This is a genomic window from Pseudomonas sp. DC1.2 (assembly GCF_034351645.1).
Taxonomy (GTDB): Bacteria; Pseudomonadota; Gammaproteobacteria; order Pseudomonadales; family Pseudomonadaceae; genus Aquipseudomonas.
This window is the reverse complement of record NZ_CP133782.1, coordinates 5,524,325-5,546,981: the sequence shown is the minus strand read 5'-3', so window position 1 is coordinate 5,546,981 and position 22,657 is coordinate 5,524,325. Positions and strand designations below refer to the sequence as shown.

The window sequence follows — 22,657 nt, the reverse complement described above, 5'->3', positions numbered from 1 at the left end:
AAAAGCGCCCGGCCTTTTGGCTGGGCGTTTTTGTTTGTGGCTCATGAATTCGTAAGCAGCACCCGCGAACGAAAAGTCTCGGCGTGTCTGGAAGTTTTAGGCAATGTGCCATCAGCAAAACGGTATGCTTGCCGGGATTTTTTAAGGGGTGTTGGATGAGCAAGATCAGTGTGTTGGTCGTGGACGATGCGTCGTTCATTCGTGACCTGGTAAAGAAGTGCCTGCGCAATTACTTCCCTGGCATACGGATCGAAGACGCAGTCAATGGTAAAAAAGCTCAGGCGATACTGGCACGGGAACCTTTTGACCTCGTGTTGTGTGACTGGGAAATGCCGGAAATGTCAGGTCTGGAACTGCTGACCTGGTGCCGCGAGCAAGACAATCTCAAGACCATGCCGTTCGTGATGGTGACCAGCCGTGGCGATAAAGAAAACGTGGTTCAGGCCATCCAGGCCGGCGTTTCTGGTTACGTCAGCAAGCCATTCACCAACGAACAGTTGCTGACCAAGGTCAAGCAAGCGCTGAACAAGGTCGGCAAACTCGACACGTTGATGAACAGCGCTCCGAGCAAAATGAACTCGGCATTCGGCAACGATTCCCTGAGCGCATTGACTGGCGGCAAGGCGCCTGTGGTCACGCCATCGGCCGCGCCGGTCAACCCGTTCGCCAAACCGGTCGCCGCCGCACCCGCCCCGGCCGTCGCCCCGTCCCGTGGTTTGCTCAACAGCCCGCCGGTCAAGGCACCTGTTGCGGCGTCGGCCCCGGCCAGCGGTCGTGGACAGGGTCAACTGCGGCTGACAAACGGCACTCAGCAATGTGTGATCAAGGCCTTGAGTCTCAAGGAAGCCCTGTTGGTGGTGAAGCGCACCGACAACCTGCCGCAAGTACTCGACAGCGCCGTGCTCGATATGGAGCAGGGCGATAACGCTGAAACGGCACGCCTCAACGGCTACCTGCACGCCATCGTTGCGTTTGAAGCCAAACCTGACAGCGAGTGGCTGCAACTGACTTTCCGCTTTGTCGATCAGGACGCGCAGAAACTCGATTACATCTCCCGTCTGATCGCCCGCGGCACGGCGCAAAAGCATTTTGTGCCGGGTGCTTAAGCGTCGCGTTGCTTGTTAAATCGCTATTGCGGGCAAGCCCGCTCCCACTGTTTATCGCCATCCTTGTGGGAGCGGGCTTGCTCGCGAAGAGGCCCTAAAACCCAGCAGCCCTCCCGCTGACGCAACCCTTCTGAAACATCTGCCGATTACCCTGATCCCTTTCAACTGCTAGGCTGCTTTCCAGGCCTTAATCGACAGACTCTTGCCCATGCTCCTGCGCTCGCTGCTTCTCTGTGGTCTTTTCCTGGCCTCCACCTCGGCTGTGGCCATGACCATTTACAAATCTACCGACGCCAATGGCGTGGTCTCTTACAGCGATCGGCCGACGAAAGGTTCGCAGGTGTTCGTCTTCCGCGATCGAATGGTCGAGCACCTGGAGCGCCAGGTGTACCTCGACATCCAAAAGCAGAAAGGCGTGGACGTCGTGTTTGTGCGTAACGATCTGTATGCGCCCGTTGAAGTCGAGTTGGGCTTTACCGGCGTGCAGAACGTCAAAGGCGCGCCGAGCCAGCCAATTCGTCGGGTGCTCCCGGCACGCAGCAACTCGCGTCTGGCGTTGCTGACGGCGATGACGGGTGGCAAGCCGCTGGTGTATACCCCGATGTTCCAATACTTCCTGGGGGACCCTGCGGGCGCCACTCAGAGCTATCGTTATCCCTTCCCATGGCGCGGTGGTCCGTTTCGGCTGAGTCAGGGCGCCAATGGTCAATACAGCCACTTTGGCGCGAAGAGCCGCTATGCCATGGACATCGCCATGCCCGAAGGCACGCCGATCATCGCGGCGCGTGAGGGTGTGGTGGTGAAAACCGAGAATGACCAGAACGGGCGTGGCAACGATCCGTCCGGCAACTTTGTACGGGTGTTGCACGATGACGGGACCATGGGCGTGTATTTGCACCTCAAGCAAGGCTCGGTGAGCGTGCGTGAAGGTCAGCGCGTGAGGGTGGGCAGCGCCCTGGCGCTGTCGGGCAATACCGGCAACAGCAGCGGGCCACATCTGCATTTTGTGGTGCAGCGCAACACCGGGTTGGGGCTGGTGTCGATTCCGTACCAGTTCAATCAACCGGTGGGCGTGTTGCCCAACTTTGCGATGGGTAAACGCTGAGGCGCTGCCTGTTCTGAGGCCTTCGCGAGCAAGCTGTGGCGGCGAGCCTGCTTGCGAAGGGATCGAGGTGGATTTGGATCAGCGCATCAATCCAGCATCAACACCTTGGCCAGAATGATTTTTGGCCCTTTCATCTTCTTGATGATGATCCGCAAACCTTCGACTTCCAGCACTTCTTCCTCGGCCGGCACCCGTTTCAGGGTTTCGTAGACCAGCCCGGCAAGGGTTTCGGCTTCGATGTGGTCCAGGTCGATACCCAACAGACGCTCAACCTTGAACAGCGGTGTATCGCCACGCACCAGCAACTTGCCCGGCTGATACGCCAGGATTCCGCGCTCGGCCTTGCGGTGCTCGTCCTGAATGTCGCCCACCAGCACTTCCAGCACGTCTTCCATCGTCAGGTAGCCAATGATGTTGCCATCGGCCTCCTCGACCACGGCGAAGTGCGAACCGCCCTTGCGGAACTGTTCCAGCAACTGCGACAGCGGCATGTGCCGCGAAATGCGTTCCAGCGGACGGGTCAACTCCGCCAGGTTGAATGATTCGGGAATGTGGTCCAGCGCCGCCAGTTCCAGCAGCAAATCCTTGATGTGCAGCAGGCCGACGAACTCTTGGCGGTCGCTGTCGTACACCGGGTAGCGGCTGAATTTATGGCGACGGAACAACGCGAGGATTTCCTTGAGCGGCGCGTTGAACTCCAGCGTCACCAGGTCTTCCCTGGAGTTGGCCCAGTCCACCACTTCCAGCTCGCCCATTTCCACGGCAGAGGCCAAAACACGCATACCTTGGTCGCTCGGGTCCTGCCCACGGCTGGAGTGCAGGATCAGTTTCAGTTCTTCACGGCTGTAATGGTGCTCGTGATGCGGGCCGGGTTCGCCCTGGCCAGCAATTCGCAGGATGAAGTTGGCGCTGGCATTGAGCAGGTAAATTGCCGGGTACATGGCCCAGTAGAACAGGTACAGCGGCACGGCGGTCCAGAGCGACAACAGCTCGGGTTTGCGGATCGCCCACGACTTGGGCGCCAGCTCGCCGACCACGATGTGCAGGTACGAAATCACAAAGAACGCGGCGAAGAACGACACGCCTTTGATCACTTCAGGCGACTGCACGCCCACAGCGCTGAGCATCGGTTCGAGGATGTGCGCGAAGGCCGGCTCACCGACCCAACCCAGGCCCAGGGAGGCGAGCGTGATCCCTAACTGGCACGCCGAGAGGTACGCATCGAGCTGACTGTGTACGGTGCGCAGGATGTGTCCGCGCCAGCCGTTTTTTTCAGCGATGGCCTCGACCCGGGTCGAGCGCAGTTTGACCATGGCAAATTCGGCCGCAACGAAAAAACCGTTGAGCAAAACCAGGATCAGAGCAAAAAGAATCATGCCGAAATCGGCGAAGAGTGTCGCGAGGGTCAAGCCAGGGGATGGGTCCATGATGGAGTTTTGCGGGTTCCGTGTGTTCAGAAAAAAGGGAAATGCGGTGCCTGAAGGGCAGGCACAAGTCAGCCAATGTAGCGGCTGACTGTGCGATTGCCTAGTGTCGGTATCAGTCGGCCGTGCTGATAAGGTGAGATTTGCTCACTTGGGTCGGTGCGAAATGGCAGGTAAACGTGCTGCCATGCCCCGGTACGCTGCTGATTTCCATGCGCGCACGGTGGCGCAGCAGCACGTGTTTGACGATCGCCAGCCCAAGGCCGGTGCCACCGGTGTTGGAGTTGCGGCTGGAATCGACGCGGTAGAAGCGTTCCGTCAGCCGTGGCAGGTGCTTGCTGTCGATGCCGATGCCCGAATCCTGCACGCTCAGGTGCGCACCTTGCACGTCGCCCCACCAGCGGATGCGAATATTGCCTTCGGCGGGGGTGTACTTCACCGCGTTAAACACCAGATTGGAGAAGGCGCTGCGTATTTCGGCTTCGCTGCCCTTGAGCATAATCGTCGGGTCTGCTTCCAGAGTGATGTGTTGGTTTTTCTGGCCCGACAACTGCTGAGCGTCGCTTTTTATTGATTTCAGCAGGCCGTCAATGGCGACTGGATGGTTGTCTGACGGGTAATCGGTGGCCTCCAGTTTGGCCAGTAGCAGCAAGTCGTTGAGCAGGGTCTGCATGCGCCCGCCCTGTTGCTGCATTTGCTGCAAGGCACGGCTCCAGCGCGGGTTCACGTCCTCGACGTTGTCGAGCAGGGTTTCCAGGTAGCCGCAGATCACCGTCAGCGGCGTGCGCAACTCATGGGAGACGTTGGCGATGAAATCTTTACGCATCTGCTCCAGCTGATGAATACGCGTGACGTCGCGTACCAGCATCAGGTGCTCGTTATTACCGTAGCGGGTGATGTAGAGCTGAATGCGCAGGCGATCATTGATCGGCGAAGGGATTTCCAACGGTTCGGCGTAGCTGTCTTGCTCGAAGTATTCCTTGAAGCGCGGGTGGCGCACCAGGTTGGTGACGGGCTGGCCGCTGTCCTGCGGGGTTTTGAGACCGAGCAGGGTTTCGGCGGCGCGGTTCCACCATTCCAGGTTGCCATCGCTGTCGAGCATGATCACCGCGTCCTTGAGCGCGGCGGTGGATTCCTGAACCCGGTCGATCACCGCTTGCAGGCGCCCACGCACCCGTTGATCACGGCGTTGCAGGTGATAGATGCTGTCGAACACCTCGCCCCACAGGCCATAGCCGTCGGGCGGTGCTTCATCGGATTTATGCAGGCGCAGCCATTCGTGCAGCCGCAGCAATTGTCTGAGCGTCCAGGCCAGATAAAGACCCAGGCCCACCGCAAGGCTCCAGCCGTAGTAGCCGGATATCAGACCGATCACCAAGCAAGCGGTGACCAGTAACAGCATGTGGCGAATCAGAGTGCCATGCCAGTTTTGGTTCACGTCAACGTGCATCCTTGTCAGCGAGTCTGGCGGTCAGCTCAAGCCTTGGTGGAAAACCGGTAACCGGTGCCGCGCACGGTTTGTACCAGATTTTCGTAGGCATCGCCGAGGGCTTTGCGCAGTCGCCGGATGTGGACGTCGACGGTGCGTTCTTCAACATAGACATTGCCGCCCCAGACCTGATCCAGCAACTGGCCACGGGTGTAGGCGCGCTCCTGGTGAGTCATGAAGAATTGCAGCAAGCGGTATTCGGTCGGGCCCATCTCGGCGGGTTTGCCGTCGATCGTCACGCGGTGGCTGATCGGGTCCAGCAGCAGGCCACCGACTTCGATTGGCGCTTCGCCATCGGTCGGGCCGGCGCGGCGCAGCACGGCTTTGAGGCGCGCCACCAGCTCACGGGGGGAAAACGGTTTGGTGATGTAGTCGTCGGCGCCGACTTCCAGGCCCTGGATCTTGTTGTCCTCTTCACCCTTGGCGGTGAGCATGATGATCGGGATGTCCCCGGTCAGCTCATCGCGCTTGAGACGGCGGGCCAGTTCGATGCCGGAGGTGCCGGGCAGCATCCAGTCGAGAAGGATCAGGTCGGGTTTGCGGTCTACGATGATGGCATGTGCCTGTTGTGAGTTTTCCGCCTCCAGGCAGTCATAGCCGGCCATTTCCAACGCAACGGCGATCATTTCGCGAATGGGCGCTTCGTCGTCGACGATCAGAATGCTCCTGCCAACCATGCGTTAATCCTCTTGTCATTTAACTGTCTTGCGCCGCATTAGATAACGGAATTATTGCAGTCGTGTGACAGTATTTTAGTCGCCCTGCGATTGTCATGATCCTGGTCTAAGCTCCAAGTCCGAATCCTGACAACCACACAAGAAGGTTTCCATGTCTCACTACACGCAATCCTTTAAGGCCCTGATGTTGGCCGCAGCCCTTGCCCTGCCGGCCATGGCCTTCGCCGCTGACCCGGTAATGATGAAAGACGGTGTAATGGTCGACCACAAAGGTATGACCGTTTATACGTTCGACAAGGACGCAGGTGGCAAATCGATGTGCAACGGTGATTGTGCCAAGAACTGGCCACCGATGATGGCCCCGGCGGGTGCCATGGCTGAAGGCAAGTTCATGCCGATCAAGCGTGATGACGGCATGATGCAGTGGGCCTACGACGGTAAGCCGTTGTATACCTTTATGAAGGATGAAAAGCCTGGGGACCAGAAGGGCGAAGGCTTCAAAGATATGTGGCACATGCCCAAGCACTGATTCTCACAAATCGATTTGAGCGATTAAAAGATCGCAGCCCAAGGCTGCGATCTTTTGCACACCTCAGCGCAACGCGTAATCCAGCACAATCCCGACAAAAATCGCCAACCCGGCCCAATGGTTGTGCAAAAACGCTTTGAAACAGCGCAGCCGGTCCCTGTCACGGGTGTACCAGAACTCCCAGGCAAAACAGCCTGCCGCCGCCAGTAACCCCAAGTGGAACCAGCCACCTAGCTGGAATTTCGACCCTGCCAGCAACAGACAACCCAGCGCCAGCCCCTGCAAGGTCAGAATGATCGCCCGGTCCGCGTCGCCAAACAGAATCGCTGTGGATTTCACGCCGATCTTCAGGTCGTCATCGCGGTCGGTCATGGCGTAGTAGGTGTCGTAGCCCACGGTCCAGAGCAGGTTGGCGATCCACAGCAACCAAGCCACGGCGGGCAGTTCCCCGGTTTCGGCAGTGAACGCCATCGGTATACCCCAGGAAAACGCTGCCCCCAGTACCACCTGCGGGTAATAGGTGTAGCGCTTCATGAACGGGTAACTCAAGGCCAGCGCCAAGCCGCCCAGTGACAGCCAGATCGTGGCCGCGTTCGTACACAGCACCAGCAAGAAACTCACCCCCATCAGCACGGCGAAGAACACCAATGCTTCTTTGGAGCTGATCTTGCCGCTGACCAGCGGTCGCCGTTCAGTGCGTTTGACGTGACCATCGACCTTGCGGTCCGCCCAGTCGTTGATCACGCAACCACCGGCGCGGGTCAGTATTACGCCGAGGATGAAAATCACGATGTTGGCCAATGATGGCGAACCTTTGCCAGCAATCCACAGCGCCCACAGCGTTGGCCACAGCAACAGGTAAATACCGATCGGCTTGTCTACGCGTGTCAGTTGAATGAAATCCCAGGCGCGCGGGTTCAGGCGGTTCAGGGATTTGAGCAGGCTCTGGTACATCAGCAGTTCTCCGGATGGGCGCGGATGGCGCTCCACAAGGTCGGCAGGAAGACCTCCGCCACCAGCACGCTCAGGGCGCCGCGGTCGAAACGCGAGCGTCGGCCCCACAGCTCGGCCGCCCGGGACTCTACAGGCAACCATGGTTGAGGATAATGACAAACCTCAATGGCCTGACGCTGAAACGCCTGATCACAAAACAGCAATTCGCCCAATGAGCGGCTGCCCAGTTCGTCCATGTGCAATCCATCACCCTGCAACGCGCTACGTGCCGCGACGCTTCGGGCAAATACCCAGGCCTCGCCCTGACCGCGCAAATACACTTCACGCACCCAGCCTTCGCTGCCTTGCGCGAGCGTCAGTGCGATGCACTCGTCGGCGCGTAGCGCTTGCCAGCCTTCGAACAACGGCGTGACGCTGAAGCCATCATTCGACAGACGGATCAACCGTCGTGTCAGAGAGCCTTGATCGAACAGCCAGTCGAGGGTAGACGCATCGGGGCGGGGCGCTAATTGGCCTTGAGGCAGCCAAAGCGGGGTCGGAAAGGCGGGTTTTGAGTGCGGCACAGTGAGTCAGTATTGGCAGCAAATGAGGCGGCGAGCTTACCATGTCATCCGACGATTTTGATTGAGCCGGCCCGCCGTTGCACCGAACACGCTTGCATCTGCCGGGTTCGATCAGTACAAAACGCCCTGAGCCGGACGGCAGCGTTACACCCATCGACCGTTCGCGCCGGTAAACGCCTGAATCCTGAGGAAGTATTTGAATGAAAAAGTGGCAATGTATCGTCTGCGGCCTTATCTACAACGAAGCCGACGGCTGGCCGGATGACGGCATTGCGCCGGGCACTCTGTGGCAGGACGTGCCGCAAGACTGGCTGTGTCCGGACTGCGGCGTGGGCAAGATGGATTTCGAAATGATCGAAATCAACTAAGACATCAAAGGAGTCAGGAATGAACGCACCTGTCGTAATCGTCGGCACCGGGCTGGCTGGCTACAACTTGGCCAGAGAGTTTCGCAAACTCGATGGCGAAACTCCGTTGCTATTGATTACCGCCGATGACGGTCGCTCCTACTCCAAACCCATGCTCTCCACCGGCTTCGGCAAGAATAAAGATGCCGAGGGTCTGAGCATGGCTGAACCGGGCGCCATGGCTGAGCAATTGAAGGCCGAAGTGCGCACCCATACGCGCATTAGCGGCATCGACCCAGGCCACCAGCGTCTATGGATCGGTGAAGAATCGGTGATCTACCGTGATCTGATTCTGGCCTGGGGCGCGGAAACCGTGCGGGTGCCCATTGACGGTGATGCCGCAGATGCCGTTTTCCCGATCAACGATCTGGAAGACTACGCGCGTTTTCGCGCGGCGGCGGCGGGCAAGCGCCGGGTGTTGCTGCTCGGCGCCGGCTTGATTGGCTGCGAGTTCGCCAATGACCTGATCCTTGGGGGCTACGACGTCGCATTGGTCGCCCCGTGCGAGCAGGTCATGCCGACCTTGTTGCACCCGGCGGCGGCCGCTGCCGTGCAGGCCGGGCTAGAAAGCCTGGGCGCGCGGTTCCATCTGGGGCCGGTGCTCAACCGCTTACAGCGCGTGGCTGACGGCCTGGAAGCGCATTTGTCCGACGGCCAGATTATCCCGTGCGACGTGGTGGTCTCGGCCATTGGCCTGCGCCCGCGCATCGATTTGGCCGCCGCCGCCGGCGTGCAAGTCAATCGAGGTGTGGTGGTTGATCGTCACCTGAAAACGTCCCACGCCAATATCTATGCCTTGGGCGACTGCGCCGAGGTCGATGGGCTGAATCTTTTGTACGTCATGCCCCTCATGAGCTGTGCGAGGGCGTTGGCCCAAACCCTGGCCGGAAATCCAACAGCGGTGAGCTACGGCCCGATGCCGATTACCGTGAAAACCCCAGTCTGCCCGCTGGTGGTTTCCCCGCCACCCCGGGGTGTCGAAGGCGTATGGACGGTTGAAGGGCAGGGTGCGGACATCAAGGTGCTGTGCCGCGATGACATGGGGAAATTGCTCGGCTATGCACTGACTGGCACGGCAGTCATGGAAAAACTGGCCCTCAATAAAGAGCTTCCGCCCCTGCTGGCGTAAATAACGGTCGTTCTGTCGGAATCACCCCGCTTTTGCCCCTACAAAGGTCTTGGCGAGACTGGCGCCGCCCTTAAGCGCGTGCCATCCTCACTCCCGTCTGCCGCAGAGTAGAGCCTGCGGCGCCTTGGGCGCTGTTCCAACGAGAACAGCACGGACATAACAACAAAAAACCGTCAAAGGGGCTTCACTAATGCGTAAACCAGAACTCGCCGCTGCAATCGCTGAAAAAGCAGACCTCACCAAAGAGCAAGCTAACCGCGTCCTCAATGCCGTTCTCGAAGAAATTACCGGCGCTCTGCACCGCAAGGACAGCGTGACGCTGGTGGGCTTTGGCACCTTCCTGCAACGCCACCGCGGCGCCCGCACCGGCAAAAACCCGCAAACCGGTGAGCCAGTGAAAATCAAGGCGAGCAACACCGTCGCCTTTAAGCCAGGCAAATCGTTGAAAGACAGCGTTAATCCATAATTGCGGCGAACTCCCTGAAAAGCGGGGAGAACCGTATTAAAAAATGGGCCTGCCGATTTAGTCGGAGGCCCATTTTTTATGGGCTCATGTGAACGGCAATGAAGTCTGGTGAGCAGGTGTTGCGTGTAGGTATCAGGCGAGTTTTTGCGCCGTTAATTCAGCCTCGCGTTGGGTGATGGCGGCTTCCAGTTCCGGGGAGCGTTGTGCCCATTGTTCTGGGGGGAGCGGTTTTGACCATTCGATGATGTCGGGGTGGGGTAGGTCGGGTGGCGGATTGAGTTTCCAGCGCTCGAGCACATCGATCAGCAGCGTGTTGAAGATGAAGATCCCGCAGAACCCTTCCCAGAGGACCGTTACGAACCAGCCTCTGAGTTTTGAGGCTTTGATCAGATCGTCCAGGTAAGTCGCCCATATTCCTTTCGACCTGTCGAAACGCGCTGTTTGATCCTCAACAGCTTGCGGCCCAACTTCCATATAACTGCGCATGCACTCCCACAACGCCATGGCCGTGGTGCCGCCGCCGCAGTTGAAGCCCAGGGAAAAATGCTGGTTGTCTTCCTCGGCCAGTGGGTCAGGGTTTTCGAAACCGATGATCAGCAAACCCATCGTGGCTTTACCGGCCTGACTGACCGATGACTGCTGCGTGGCGGCGGCGGTGACGCTTTCCCAGGGCACGATCCAATATTCGCCGTCTTCGCGGGGGACGCAGACTTCGCGGCGTTGGCGGTTGAAGCGCACTGGGAGGGGCACTTCGCGAAATAGACCTTGGATCAAAAAAAATATAGGGATACCAATAATGAAAATCGTCATTACAGCAAAAAGATGCATTTCGTCATGATCATTTCGGAATAAATATCCCATCCATGCAAACAACATCACTCCTGGCCACAGCACCATCACGGCAGAGCCGATGCTGTAGTTACCTATATCCAAGAACACTTCGTTCTTGCGCCAGATGATGTTGAGCACGTCCGAGGGTTTTCTACCTGTCGGGATCGGTAACGGCGCCAGATAGTCATTGCGCGAAAGCATCCGTTTTTTCGTGGTGCCTGCCGGTGGTGTACTCATGCTTTGTCCTTGGGTTGCAGGTAAACACCGCCGGGGTGCTCCGCGCCGAGCGGGTAATTCGGGGCACGGTCGAGGTGGGGCGTCGGGTCGCCCCGCAGCTCTATCACGCCAGTGGTGTCGTTCAGGGTAAACGCCAGCCCTTGTTCGCCACCGATGAAGTTCTGGGCGCCGAGCATGACAATCAGCGGCGTGCGATAGCGCAAACGAAGTGAGACCGTGGAGGGGGTCGAACTCAGTATGTTTTTCAGTGTGTTGAATGGGCCGCTCAAGCGTAGGCCCTGACCTTCCTTGTACGGTATCCACTGGCAGGTGCTGCTGGATAACCAATGAGGCGCCATGTCGCGCCATGGCCTCGGGGTTTTGTACGGGTGGATCGGGCGGTTTTTGATCTCGTTACGAGAGGCGTGGGTATTCGTCGTCAAGCCGACGCTCGCTCCGCCTGCGCGGCCAGTTCAGCCTCGCGTTGGGTGATGGCGGCTTCCAGTTCCTGGGAGCGTTGTGCCCATTGTTCTGGGGGGAGCGGTTTTGACCATTCGATGATGTCGGGGTGGGGTAGGTCGGGTGGCGGGTAAAGCTTCTTTCTTTGTAGATAGGTAGCGAGAGGCGCATTGAAAATAAATACGCCGAATACGCCTTCCCACAAGAGCGTTAGAAACCAGCCGCGCTCTTTGGCTTTGTCGTTCATGTAATCGATGTAGTAGCGCAGGTTGGCGCCTGAATTAAGTGCCGCCGCCTCGGGTGTGGCTTGCGGCCCAACTTCCATATAACTGCGCATGCACTCCCACAACGCCATGGCCGTGGTGCCGCCACCGCAGTTGAAGCCCAGGGAAAAATGTTGGTTGTCTTCCTCGGCCAGCGGGTCAGGGTTTTCGAAACCGATGATCAGCAAACCCATCGTGGCTTTACCGGCCTGACTGACCGATGACTGCTGCGTGGCGGCGGCGGTGACGCTTTCCCAGGGCACGATCCAGTACTCGCCGTCTTCGCGGGGGACGCAGACTTCGCGGCGTTGGCGGTTGAAGCGCACTGGGAGGGGGACTTTGCGGAAGAGGCCTTGGATCACCCAAAAAATGGGGATAACCATGATGCAAGCCCCAAGAATCAATGCATCAGGATCATTGAAAAAGTACGCCAACCCCAAAAACAACATCACCATCGGCCACATCGTCATCACCACTGAGCCGATGCTGTAGTTACCTATATCCAAGAACACTTCGTTCTTGCGCCAGATGATGTTGAGCACATCCGAAGGGTTTCTACCTGTCGGGATCGGTAACGGCGCCAGGTAGTCATTGCGCGAAAGCATCCGTTTTTTCGTGGTGCCTGCCGGTGGTGTACTCATGCTTTGTCCTTGGGTTGCAGGTAAACACCGCCGGGATGCTCCGCGCCGAGCGGGTAATTCGGGGCACGGTCGAGGTGGGGCGTCGGGTCGCCCCGCAGCTCTATCACGCCAGTGGTGTCATTCAGGGTAAACGCCAGCCCTTGTTCGCCACCGATGAAGTTCTGGGCGCCGAGCATGACAATCAGCGGCGTGCGATAGCGCAAACGAAGTGAGACCGTGGTGGGGGTCGAACTCAGTATGTTTTTCAGTGTGTTGAATGGGCCGCTCAAGCGTAGGCCCTGACCTTCCTTGTACGGTATCCACTGGCAGGTGCTGCTGGATAACCAATGAGGCGCCATGTCGCGCCATGGCCTCGGGGTTTTGTACTGGTGGATCGGGCGATTTTTGATCTGGTCGCGGGAGTCCTGGGTATCAATCGGATCGCCGATCATGCTCATTTCCAGATAAACACTGCCCGGCTCGGCCCCCGGTAAATCGATGGTCAGGGTGTCGATGGAACTGACGAACGAGACGCCGGAAGGGCGATCATTCCTGGCTGACTGCGAACTGCTTTGCATCGTGACCCGCGGTGCATAAAGGATGCGGTATAGCCGGTCGAGTTCGTTCATTTGGGCTTTGGGCGGGATAGGTGCCAAGTCGTGCGCCCGGCCTTTTGCCCAGCAGCAGAAATTCAGGAAGTTTTGCAGCGGGGTCTGCTGCATGATCGTGGCAATCAGGTACGACACGCCCAACCCGAACAGGATCCAGTTCAACGGGCCCATGTACAGGGTGTAGCGCAGGATGGCGACTTCGACGGTGATTGAGCCTGCCAGGGCACGAGCAGTGTAGCCAACCCCTAACATCGCCTGGGCGCCGAAGGCTGCGACTTGTCCACCGACCGCGATTTGACGCATCTCCAGCCAGGGATCGATTCGGGTTTGTGCGTTTTCCAGTTGTAGTTGTAGGGATTTGAACTCTTTTAACGCGGCATAGGCCGACAGTCCACCAATCACCCCACCAAACAACGTAAGCGTCGGAGCTGCGGAACCAAAGAAATGAAACCGATCCTTCCCCAACCCCTTCCGCACCTGATTATCAATCACCGCCGTAAGCGCCGCCCCCGCATACAACGTCGCCGACAGCGTGTCATTCACCCGCCGACTCTCTATCCCCTCCAACACCTCCGCGTCACGCCAATACCTCTGCGCATTCACCACGTTCAGCAACAACGCCGCCAACGGCAACACCCCGCCGCTGTTCACCACCGCCGGCGAATTCAAAATCCGCTCAATCCGTCCCGTGCCAATGGCCCGCCCGGTCGCTTTGACCCAAGCGTCCAGCGCTTCCGCCTGCTCACCCAGCATTTTCCACACTCGCCGGCCGTTCTCGACCAGCATCCCCAACGGCGCGTTGTTGCCCAACCGGTTGGCGATGAGCAGGCCCATCCAGGCGCGGCTGAACGCGTCGTCGCCCTTGAGCAACAGCAGCGCCGCTGCCAGTCGGTTGACCAGCACGCTCCATGAGCTGCTGACCTCACGGGCCATGGCCGCGATGTCGTCCAGGACCAAGGTGCTCAGCGGCGCCAAGGCTTGATAGGTGGCACTGACGTTGTCGGCGGCCAGCGCCGCCATCAGTTCGTTCAGGCGCGAGACGTTGTTAACCGCCGCATCGATCGAGGGCGCCCAGCCGTTGAACAGGTGTTTCAGCGCGCCGTCATCGGTGGTTCGCACGTAATCGGCATATTGCTCAGCGCCCTCGGCGCGCAGGCATTGCGCGGTCAGGCAGCCGGTGGCCAGTTCGGTCAGCCAGTGGCGGGTGGGCAGGTCGTGGTAATCGACAAACCAGGTGCCGCTGTGCGAGCGCGTGAGGTACAGGCCACGGTCGGCGAACAAGGCGGTATGACGAGCGTCGATCTGCCGGTAATGGTCGGCGGCGGTGTGCGAAAACCAGTGGTCCATGGCCTTGAGGTCGATGTATTCGTCGACCTTGGCACTCCAGTGATGATTGTTGAGATTCGCCTGTTTTTCGGCGCGGTACTCGCGCACGACAAACTCTGCTTCGTTGTACAAATCCGCCGGGATAAAGGCCCGCACCGGGGCGACGATGGCCGCGATACGCCCGTCCCTGGCGCGGGTTTCGGCCTGCGTGGGCTGGCCGCCGTACTGCCGGGCCTGGGTTTCAGCCTTGAGTTCTTCATCGAGTCGCTGCTGGGTCGCCAGCATTACCTTGCCCTGTTCCGGGGTCAGCTCGATCTCGCGATCCTTGTAGCGATAACTGAGCGAACCGGCCAGTTCGGCGCCATCTTCGCTGATCAGGCTGCGAACAAAGCCGCCGATGCTCAAGCGCAGGTGGTTATCCCCCAGCCAGGTTTCGTGGCTCGCTTCAATCCATTCCTGCTCATGGTTGATGTCGCGCAACACGCCCAGATCATCGTCGAGGCAGGCAAACACGGCGAACAGGTATTCAGCTTGCTCCTTGGCGTTGTCCAGCCAGTTCTGAGTGCCTTGGCCGTCCCACGCTTCGGCGCTCCACTCGCCGGGCGGTTGATCGCTGGCCTCGGGGTATTGGGCAAGGACATTTTCCCGCTCACGGGCGCGGTGCATGGCATCGGTGTAGGCCTTGATGTTGACCGGGGTCGGCTCTTTCATCAGGGTGGCGCCGAGCGCATCGGTGTTTTCGACGGCCCTGAGCTGGTCGACTTTCATCGAGCGGGCGAAGGTATTGGGCCGCAGCTCGGCCATGACCTGAGCGGCTTTTTCCAGCGGCGGGCAATGCTCGGCTTGAAGCTCATTGGCCACGGTGCGCAACGCCACATGGCGCATGTGCTGTTGGCGTTTGGCGCTGCTGTCGGTCAGTGCCTGGCAGTGCTCGGCGTTCAGCGGAAACTCGCTGTAAAGCATCCACGCGTTGTGGATTTTTTGCAGGGCCAGACCGGCCAGCGTGGCGTCGAGCACCGGAGTGGCATCGGCCTCCAGCGCTTGCTCCTTGAACAACCCGTTCGGCGACACCGCATAGCGTTTGAGCGGGCCCTGGTCCTGCCACATATACACAAACCCCGCGCGCAAGCGTCGCGCCGCCATGGGTCGGCTTTTGGGTGTTACGCCGGGAACGCAGCACGGGTCGTCGGCCTTTTCTTCGGCCAAGGCATAACGCACGGGCACCACGAAAAGCTCAGGCTGGCTGGCGGGGCAGGGCCAAACAGTGCAGTTGATATCGACGTGAGGTGCGGCCTTGGCGGCGCGTTTGGCCCGAGCGGCGTTGTCGACCATCGCCAGTTTCTTTGCGCTCATGGGCAGGACTCCGTGTCGCTGAGCAACTGACGCGTCAGTTCTGCATCCAGGTTTTCCAGCCGTTGGTTGGGCGATACCCCAGCCTCGGCCAATAGCTGTCGGTAGACGGCGTGAGCAGAGTCGTCGGGAAAGTCAGTACCCAGCGCCACTTGGAAACGCGCCCAGAGCAGGACTTCGTCGATGGCCCCGTAACCATGACGCCCGGCATTGTCCTGGCAGCGCTCGGCCCACTGTTGCAACGTAGAAGCGTCCAGCCCCTGCGCGTATTCGCAAAAGTGCTGCTGGCAGTGTTCGATCAACTGTTGGGTAACGCAGCGTCGTTGCGTCGTGCTCAGGCGCTCCAGCAAGTCCGCCGTCAGGCTTAACCAAGGCTCATGGGCATACCGGGCGCAGGGTTGATCCGGATTCTCTTGACGAATATCCAGCGCCGGAAGCTGGATCAGCCGCACCGGTCCCATCAGACGATCACGTTCATCACAGGGCAGGTGCGCCAGCCACAGGGCGGTAATGCGCGGGTCGAAGTAACGAAAGAGCACCGTGAGACCACCCTCGACGCGGACGTGAATCAGGCTGCGTAAATGGTCGAGCACTACCGATTCCTCGGCGTCCGACTCCAGCCAGACACCCGCCGTCGCGCGCCATGCCTGCAAGAAAAACTGGGCCAGCGGGCTGTCGGGAGCCACCGGCACCAGCACCGGCCCGACGTCTTCCAAGGGGCTGTAGGCGGTTGTTTGATAAAGCGGGTGATACGTTGTGCTTCCCAGTTCAAACAGTTGCTCAGGCAGGTGTTCAATCTGGGCGCGGTCCAGCAGCAGGTAGGCTTGACTCATGCGGTCATCTCCGCCAGTTTTTGACACACGGTGCAGACGGGGGAGGCCTGTTGCGCAGCTTGGGTCAACGCGAGTTTTTGCGCAGCCAGAGAGTGCGCGATCAGCGCCTGCGGTGCCACCGGCACCAATGAGCGAGCGAGCAGGGCAGGTATCCCCGCCACTGGCGCGCCACCTTCAACAATGGCCACGCTGCTGAAAATCCCACCGGCGCTAATCACGAGGTGGTGACCGCCCGCCTTCAGCGTCAGGCTCATGCCCGAATCAACCACCACATTGGCGGCCGTCATATGCGCTTGCGAACCCGCCTGAATCACCAGCGTTCCGGCCACCGTGGTGCTGGCGTTACCGCTGATGCTGATCCGTTCTTCACCGCCGATCACCGTATTGCGCGCGCCTTCGGTGGTGTGCAGTTCGTCGCCCTTGATCAGGCTGGCGCTGTGCTGGTCCACCTGTTCAAAACGGTCGTTGCCGATCAGGCTGTGGCTGTCGCGGGCGATTTGTTCACGGCGGTCGTTGCCGATGCGGCTGTCGCTGTCGTTGAGGATCAGTTGCTCGATATCGCGCTGGGCCCGCAGGTAGATTTTTTCCTGCCCGGCGCGGTCTTCCAGCGACAGTTCGTTGTAGCCACCGGTGCGCGGCGAGCTGTGGCTGCGCAATACGGTTTTGGTTTTGTGTTCGGGCAAGGCATGGGCGACGCAGGTGACTTTGTTCGGCACGCAACCGGTGATCAGCGGCTGGTCGGGGTCGCCTTCGAGGTAGGTGACGACGACTTCCATGCCGATGCGCGGGATGGTCACCGCGCCGAACTGCTCGCCCGCCCAACTGGACGAGACCCGTAGCCAGCAACTGCTTTTATCGCTGTTGAGTTCGGCGCGGTCCCAAGGCAGTTCGACCTTTACCCGACCAAACTCATCGCAAAAAATCTCTTCGCCCTCCGGCCCGGTGACGCGTGCGGTCTGGCTGACCAGCAGCTTCGCGCGCGGGCGCAAAAGTGGTCGGTAGAACACGTCCCACGGAATGGCGCTGAACGTATTGCGGTAACCCTGAGTGAAACCCTCTTCGGGTTTGACGTCGAGGGTGATCACCTCTTCGAGTGCTTGTGGCTGTTTCCCAAAGTGCGTAACGCTTAGCAGCAGCCACAGATCGTTGGCGGTTTTACGCGGATGCTCCATCAGGTCAAAAAAGTGACCGCTGCGCAGGGTCGGCTGATCGCTGGTGCCTTGTGCCAACTGATAGTCGGTGCGGTGGCGCTCCAAGGCCTGACGGGCGAGTTGTCTGCCGCGTTTTTCAGTCTGCATCAGCAACGGGTAATCGTAGTCTTCCAGCACCGGGGTGAACTCGGCGCTGAAGCTGTTTTCCAGCAACAGCTGTGGCCGTTTCAGGTCGTAGTCGCGGCGGGTCACGTAGCTGGTACGGGTGCTGAAACGCATGGAAAACTGGTTGACCACCGGGTGCTCCGCGACCATGCCCGAGTCTTGCTGGTAGGGGGTGGAGCCCAGTTTAGGGAAGAAGGTTTGATCGTCGGTGAACACCAACTGATGACCGTCCGATGAATGCTGGTGATGCCACGCGATGCCGTCTTCGGCGCACAAGCGCTGGACGAAATCCAGGTCACTTTCACCGTATTGAGTGCAGTGCTCGCGCTCGGGGCTGGTGCTGACATGGAAGCTGAACGCATCGCTCAGGATGCCGTGCCCCTTGAGCACTTGCGTGATGATCTGCGGCACCGTCAACCGCTGGAAAATCCGTGGGTTGTGGCTGAACTGCAAATAGTGCAGCGCCGGCACCAGCGTCAGGTGATAACGGGTCAGGCGCTTGCCGGCCTCACCGACCATGACGTCTTCGATGCGGCCGTGAAGGCCTTCGCCGTTGAAGCCAAATTGCAGAAACGCCGGTTGACTGAGCAGGCGTTCCAGATCGAAATCAGGGTGCTCGCTGACCAGCTCAACGTGGATGGCGTACAAGGCGCTGATCGCCTCTGTACCTTCAAACGCGAGCACCTTGAAATCGTGACTAACCGCGGGGATGTGCAGTGTGAAATGCGCCGTATTGGCCGACCCGAACATACGCTTATCCTTAAGCCCAGAGGATATGAAAGCGCGACGTCCAAACCGTCCATGGCCTGTGCTCGCGAAAGAGCCGAGTACGTTAGCAATGGGAGGAATTGATTGATGTAGGAAAAATCCATGACTTGGGTGTGAACTTTCTGCAATTTCGAATGTTGTATCAATGGAATATACGATGCTAGCAATATGCTGGCACTTTTTTTATTGGATGTTGTCATCAACTGACTTGCTGATGAATGGCTGTAACATTTGGGAAAACTCCTACAGTAATCATTTTTTATTCTTGTCATGCTTTGCTTCTGACTTAAGGCGAAGGAATTAACCATGCTTGCTTCCAATGTGGCGACCCCTCTGGAATGCACGTTTCCAGCCGGTTCGGTATACACCTGCTTATTAATCTGCCGTCAGGCAATCCCCTGTCACATATAGGGTAATCACCTACACGTGACAGGGAACACTTCGTCTTGTTGTTTGATCGGATGCTTGCTAGTGGCCATCATCGTGAGTACGATGCGACCACTTGAAAGAGCACGAACTCAATTGGATGAGATTCACCGCAGCTCTTTGATATTGTCCCGCGTCGCTGAAACAGCAATAGACGCTTGACCGTAATCCTAATTAAAGGCCAGGGATGTCCTACTCAAGCAAACTTTCCGCACATTACCTTGAACTCGCAAAAGCCTCTGTTTCAAAAGAGAATTTTGCGGGCGAGGATGTTCGCTTTTCGGGCGAATACGAGGCGTTGGAAAGCGAGCTGGCGAAAGCCTCGTCCATGCATGAAGCCGGTCAGATCGACTGGCTGAAAATCCGTGAAAACAGTGAAAATCTGCTGCGTACGCAGTCCAAGGATCTGCGCGTCGGCGCTTGGTTGACATGGGCGCTGTACCAGCGCGAGTCCTTCCAGGGGCTGCTGGCGGGTCTCGGTTTGCTGCACCATTTATCAGAGAATCACTGGGCCGACATTCACCCGAGCAAGGCTCGCACCCGGTCCGCGGCCATCAGTTGGCTGGTGCCGCGTCTTGAGCAAGTGCTGACCGAAAACGTGGCGATCAAAGAGCAACTGCCACTGTTCCGCCGCATGGTTGAGCACCTGGAAGGTCTCGATGCCGCCTGCACTGAACACCTGGGCGACGATGCGCCCTTGCTGCTGCCGATTTCTCGCCGGCTGAAGAACATGGTCCAACGCGCTGCTGACAACCAGCCAGAACCCGGCGTGGTGGGTGCGGCGGTTGCGCAGGTCAAGCAGGCCGCGACTCAGTTGTTCACCCCCGGCGCGCCGATCGACAACGAAAAAGAAGCCCATAAAGCCCTGCGCGCCCAGCAGGAAAACGCTCGTCCGCTGTGTGCCTGGTGGCTCAAGCAGAAAGCCACCGACCTGCGTGCCCTGCGTCTGAATCGGACGTTACTGTGGCTGCCCATCGATGCGGTACCCGAGCGCAATGCCGAGCAGATCACCGCATTGCGCGGGTTGCCGGCGGACAAGCTCAAGGCCTATCAGGAGCGTTTCGATCAGGCCAAATATGCCGACCTTCTGGTTGAGCTGGAGGCAAGCCTGGCGAAGGCTCCGTTCTGGTTCGATGGCCAACGAATAGTCTGGGAATGTCTCCAGGGGTTGAACGCCGAGATGGCAATGCGCGAAGTGGAGATCCACTTCGCGCTTTTGGTTCAGCGCCTGCCCGGCATTATCGAATTGCGTTTCCATGACGGCGCACCGTTTGCTGATCCCGCCACGCGCGCCTGGATCAGCGCCCACGTGATGCCGCATCTGCAAAGCGCCAGCGCCCCGCGCAAGGTCGAAGTGGCCGACACGCAGCCAGCCTGGGAATTGGCGCTGGAAGAAGTCCTGCCGATTTTACGCAAGGACGGCCTCAAGGCCGCGGTGCAGATTCTCAAGCAGGGCTTGCAAGCTGCCCAAGGTGGGCGGGTGCGGTTCTTCTGGCAGTTTGCCCTGGCGCGGCTGTGTTTCATGGCCAAGAAATACGAACTGGCCAAGACCCAGCTCGAAACCCTCGACCAAACATTACAGGACTCAGGCCTGAACGCCTGGGAGCCCGATCTTGCGCTGGAAGTGCTGCATTTACTGCATAGCTGCTGCGAGTTGTTGCCGCAGAACCATGCCGTACGTGAACGCAAGGAAGAGATTTATCGCAGGCTGTGCCACCTCGATCTTGAAGTGGTACTCGAATAGGCCCCAGGGCCACAACCGCAAGGAGAAAAGCCATGGCCAAAGAAGGCTCGGTAGCCCCCAAGGAACGCATCAACGTCACTTTCAAACCTGCCACCGGTGGTGCTCAGGAAGAGATTGAATTGCCGCTGAAGCTGCTATCAATCGGTGACTACACCCACCGCAAGGACGAACGCAAAGTCGAAGATCGCAAGCCGATCAGCATCGACAAGATGACCTTTGACGAAGTGCTGGCCAAGCAAGAGCTGGAGCTGACACTGAGCGTGCCGAACCGTCTTCAGGAAGAAGGCGACACTGAAGAACTGGCCGTGAAACTGCGTGTCAATTCGATGAAGGACTTCAACCCGGCCAGCTTGGTCGAGCAAGTGCCTGAGCTGAAAAAGCTGATGGAACTGCGCGACGCGCTGGTGGCCCTCAAAGGCCCACTGGGTAACGCGCCTGCGTTCCGCAAAGCCATCGAAGGCGTTCTCGCCGACGACGAATCCCGCGGTCGCGTGCTGGGTGAGCTGGGCCTGAACGCCGCAGCCCAGGACGCCTGAGTCTCTATCAGCCAAGGAAGCCAACACTATGAGCACGAGTGCAGCGCAACAAAAAAGTAAAGAGAATGGCGAATACAGCATTCTTGACAGCATCATCGCCGAAACCCGCCTGACGCCGGACGACGAAGCCTACGACATCGCCAAGCGCGGTGTGTCGGCCTTCATCGAAGAGCTGCTCAAGCCGCAGAACAACGGTGAGCCGGTCAAGAAAGCCATGGTTGACCGCATGATTGCCGAGATCGATGCCAAGCTCAGCCGTCAGATGGACGAAATCCTGCACCACCCGGACTTCCAGTCCCTGGAATCGTCGTGGCGTGGCCTGCAGTTGCTGGTCGACCGCACCAACTTCCGCGAAAACATCAAAATCGAAATCCTCAACGTCTCTAAAGAAGACCTGCTGGACGATTTCGAAGATTCGCCAGAAGTGATGCAGGCTGGCCTGTACAAGCACATCTACACCGCGGAATACGGCCAGTTTGGTGGTCAGCCGGTAGGCGCGATCATCGCTAACTACTTCATGTCCCCAAGCTCGCCGGACGTGAAACTCATGCAATACGTGTCCAGCGTTGCCTGCATGGCCCACGCCCCATTCATTGCCGCCGCCGGCCCGAAATTTTTCGGCCTGGAAAGCTTCACCGGCTTGCCGGACCTGAAGGATCTGAAAGATCACTTCGAAGGCCCGCAATTCGCAAAATGGCAGAGCTTCCGTGAGTCGGAAGATTCCCGTTACGTGGGCCTGACCGTGCCGCGTTTCTTGCTGCGTAACCCCTACGACCCGGAAGAAAATCCGGTCAAATCGTTCGTGTACAAAGAAACCGTCGCCAACAGCCACGAGCACTACCTGTGGGGCAACACGGCTTACGCGTTCGGCACCAAGCTGACCGACAGCTTTGCTAAATTCCGCTGGTGCCCGAACATCATCGGCCCGCAGAGCGGTGGCGCGGTTGAAGACCTGCCGTTGCACCACTTCGAAAGCATGGGCGAAATCGAAACCAAGATTCCTACCGAAGTATTGGTGAGCGACCGTCGTGAATACGAATTGGCCGAGGAAGGCTTCATCTCCCTGACCATGCGTAAAGGCTCCGACAACGCGGCGTTCTTCTCCGCCAGCTCGGTGCAGAAACCGAAGTTCTTCGGCATCAGCGCTGAAGGCAAGGCGGCCGAGCTGAACTACAAACTCGGCACCCAACTGCCGTACATGATGATCGTCAACCGCCTGGCTCATTACTTGAAAGTGCTGCAGCGCGAGCAACTCGGTTCGTGGAAAGAACGTACCGACCTCGAGCTGGAGCTCAACAAGTGGATCCGCCAGTACGTGGCCGACCAGGAAAACCCGAGCGCCGAAGTCCGTGGCCGTCGTCCGCTGCGCGCTGCCCAGATCATCGTCAGCGATGTTGAAGGCGAGCCTGGCTGGTACCGCGTCAGCCTGAACGTGCGCCCGCACTTCAAGTACATGGGGGCTGATTTCACCCTGTCGCTGGTTGGCAAGCTGGACAAAGAGTAAACGGA

At 58.9% G+C, this 22,657-nt stretch carries 20 protein-coding genes; 9 read left to right on the top strand and 11 right to left on the bottom strand.

Annotated elements, in window-relative coordinates:
* Nucleotides 1-155 precede the first annotated feature (155 nt).
* Together RHM68_RS25285 and RHM68_RS25280 are read left to right on the top strand one after the other, a co-directional pair.
* Nucleotides 156-1,106, top strand: coding sequence for a response regulator (locus RHM68_RS25285; RefSeq protein WP_322219705.1), 951 nt, complete (start codon nt 156-158; stop codon nt 1,104-1,106).
* A gap of 208 nt (nt 1,107-1,314) precedes the next feature.
* Nucleotides 1,315-2,211, top strand: coding sequence for a M23 family metallopeptidase (locus RHM68_RS25280; protein WP_322219704.1), 897 nt, complete (start codon nt 1,315-1,317; stop codon nt 2,209-2,211).
* Nucleotides 2,212-2,297: 86 nt separating this feature from the next.
* On the opposite strand, the gene RHM68_RS25275 is transcribed toward RHM68_RS25280, so the two are convergent.
* From RHM68_RS25275 to phoB, 3 genes are all read right to left on the bottom strand, one after another.
* Nucleotides 2,298-3,638 carry a hemolysin family protein gene (locus RHM68_RS25275; RefSeq protein ID WP_322219703.1) on the bottom strand — a complete coding sequence of 447 codons (1,341 nt, stop codon included), beginning with the start codon at nt 3,636-3,638 and terminating at the stop codon, nt 2,298-2,300.
* Between the two features lie 112 nt (nt 3,639-3,750).
* Complete coding sequence (phoR, locus tag RHM68_RS25270; RefSeq protein WP_322219702.1) at nt 3,751-5,085, bottom strand: phosphate regulon sensor histidine kinase PhoR; 1,335 nt, start codon at nt 5,083-5,085, stop codon at nt 3,751-3,753.
* Between the two features lie 26 nt (nt 5,086-5,111).
* Nucleotides 5,112-5,801, bottom strand: a complete 690-nt coding sequence (gene phoB / locus RHM68_RS25265) for a phosphate regulon transcriptional regulator PhoB (RefSeq protein ID WP_007896474.1) — start codon at nt 5,799-5,801, stop codon at nt 5,112-5,114.
* Nucleotides 5,802-5,952: 151 nt separating this feature from the next.
* Between phoB and RHM68_RS25260 the strand changes: the two genes are divergently transcribed.
* Nucleotides 5,953-6,330 carry a hypothetical protein gene (locus tag RHM68_RS25260; RefSeq protein ID WP_322219701.1) on the top strand — a complete coding sequence of 126 codons (378 nt, stop codon included), beginning with the start codon at nt 5,953-5,955 and terminating at the stop codon, nt 6,328-6,330.
* A 63-nt stretch (nt 6,331-6,393) separates the two neighbouring features.
* On the opposite strand, the gene ubiA is transcribed toward RHM68_RS25260, so the two are convergent.
* Together ubiA and RHM68_RS25250 are read right to left on the bottom strand one after the other, a co-directional pair.
* Nucleotides 6,394-7,284: a 4-hydroxybenzoate octaprenyltransferase gene (gene ubiA / locus RHM68_RS25255; RefSeq protein ID WP_322219700.1), complete on the bottom strand. Its 891-nt coding sequence runs from the start codon at nt 7,282-7,284 to the stop codon at nt 6,394-6,396.
* The gene (locus RHM68_RS25250; RefSeq protein ID WP_322219699.1) at nt 7,284-7,847 is read right to left on the bottom strand and encodes a chorismate--pyruvate lyase family protein; all 564 of its coding nucleotides are present in this window, start codon (nt 7,845-7,847) and stop codon (nt 7,284-7,286) included. The genes ubiA and RHM68_RS25250 overlap by 1 nt, the downstream gene beginning before the upstream one ends.
* 200 nt (nt 7,848-8,047) lie before the next feature.
* Between RHM68_RS25250 and RHM68_RS25245 the strand changes: the two genes are divergently transcribed.
* The 3 genes from RHM68_RS25245 (at nt 8,048) to RHM68_RS25235 (ending at nt 9,849) form a co-directional block, all read left to right on the top strand.
* Nucleotides 8,048-8,215 (top strand): rubredoxin, encoded by a 168-nt coding sequence (locus RHM68_RS25245; RefSeq protein WP_322219698.1) that lies wholly within the window; start codon nt 8,048-8,050, stop codon nt 8,213-8,215.
* A 19-nt stretch (nt 8,216-8,234) separates the two neighbouring features.
* Nucleotides 8,235-9,383, top strand: coding sequence for an NAD(P)/FAD-dependent oxidoreductase (locus RHM68_RS25240; RefSeq protein WP_322219697.1), 1,149 nt, complete (start codon nt 8,235-8,237; stop codon nt 9,381-9,383).
* A gap of 190 nt (nt 9,384-9,573) precedes the next feature.
* A complete protein-coding gene (locus RHM68_RS25235) occupies nt 9,574-9,849 on the top strand; it encodes an HU family DNA-binding protein (RefSeq protein ID WP_003213368.1) in 276 nt (91 codons plus the stop codon).
* A gap of 132 nt (nt 9,850-9,981) precedes the next feature.
* Here the strand turns inward: RHM68_RS25235 and RHM68_RS25230 are convergent, their stop codons facing one another.
* The 6 genes from RHM68_RS25230 to RHM68_RS25205 are packed head-to-tail and all read right to left on the bottom strand — an operon-like array spanning nt 9,982 to nt 18,424.
* Nucleotides 9,982-10,917, bottom strand: a complete 936-nt coding sequence (locus tag RHM68_RS25230; RefSeq protein WP_322219696.1) for a hypothetical protein — start codon at nt 10,915-10,917, stop codon at nt 9,982-9,984.
* Nucleotides 10,914-11,339 (bottom strand): hypothetical protein, encoded by a 426-nt coding sequence (locus tag RHM68_RS25225; protein WP_322219695.1) that lies wholly within the window; start codon nt 11,337-11,339, stop codon nt 10,914-10,916. The genes RHM68_RS25230 and RHM68_RS25225 overlap by 4 nt, the downstream gene beginning before the upstream one ends.
* Complete coding sequence (locus tag RHM68_RS25220) at nt 11,336-12,259, bottom strand: DUF6708 domain-containing protein (RefSeq protein ID WP_322219694.1); 924 nt, start codon at nt 12,257-12,259, stop codon at nt 11,336-11,338. Before RHM68_RS25220 ends, RHM68_RS25225 begins: the two co-directional genes overlap by 4 nt.
* Nucleotides 12,256-15,528, bottom strand: a complete 3,273-nt coding sequence (locus tag RHM68_RS25215) for a toxin VasX (RefSeq protein ID WP_322219693.1) — start codon at nt 15,526-15,528, stop codon at nt 12,256-12,258. The genes RHM68_RS25220 and RHM68_RS25215 overlap by 4 nt, the downstream gene beginning before the upstream one ends.
* Nucleotides 15,525-16,358, bottom strand: coding sequence for a DUF4123 domain-containing protein (locus RHM68_RS25210; RefSeq protein ID WP_322219692.1), 834 nt, complete (start codon nt 16,356-16,358; stop codon nt 15,525-15,527). Before RHM68_RS25210 ends, RHM68_RS25215 begins: the two co-directional genes overlap by 4 nt.
* A complete protein-coding gene (locus RHM68_RS25205; protein ID WP_322219691.1) occupies nt 16,355-18,424 on the bottom strand; it encodes a type VI secretion system tip protein VgrG in 2,070 nt (689 codons plus the stop codon). Before RHM68_RS25205 ends, RHM68_RS25210 begins: the two co-directional genes overlap by 4 nt.
* A gap of 631 nt (nt 18,425-19,055) precedes the next feature.
* Here RHM68_RS25205 and tssA point away from each other — a divergent pair.
* Genes tssA through tssC form a run of 3 tightly spaced genes read left to right on the top strand, consistent with a single transcriptional unit; the run spans nt 19,056 to nt 22,652 of the window.
* Nucleotides 19,056-20,612 (top strand): type VI secretion system protein TssA, encoded by a 1,557-nt coding sequence (gene tssA / locus RHM68_RS25200; RefSeq protein WP_322219690.1) that lies wholly within the window; start codon nt 19,056-19,058, stop codon nt 20,610-20,612.
* A gap of 32 nt (nt 20,613-20,644) precedes the next feature.
* Complete coding sequence (gene tssB / locus RHM68_RS25195; protein ID WP_322219689.1) at nt 20,645-21,148, top strand: type VI secretion system contractile sheath small subunit; 504 nt, start codon at nt 20,645-20,647, stop codon at nt 21,146-21,148.
* Nucleotides 21,149-21,176: 28 nt separating this feature from the next.
* Entirely contained in the window at nt 21,177-22,652 is a 1,476-nt protein-coding gene (gene tssC / locus RHM68_RS25190; RefSeq protein ID WP_322219688.1) for a type VI secretion system contractile sheath large subunit, read from the top strand.
* Nucleotides 22,653-22,657: the final 5 nt, after the last annotated feature.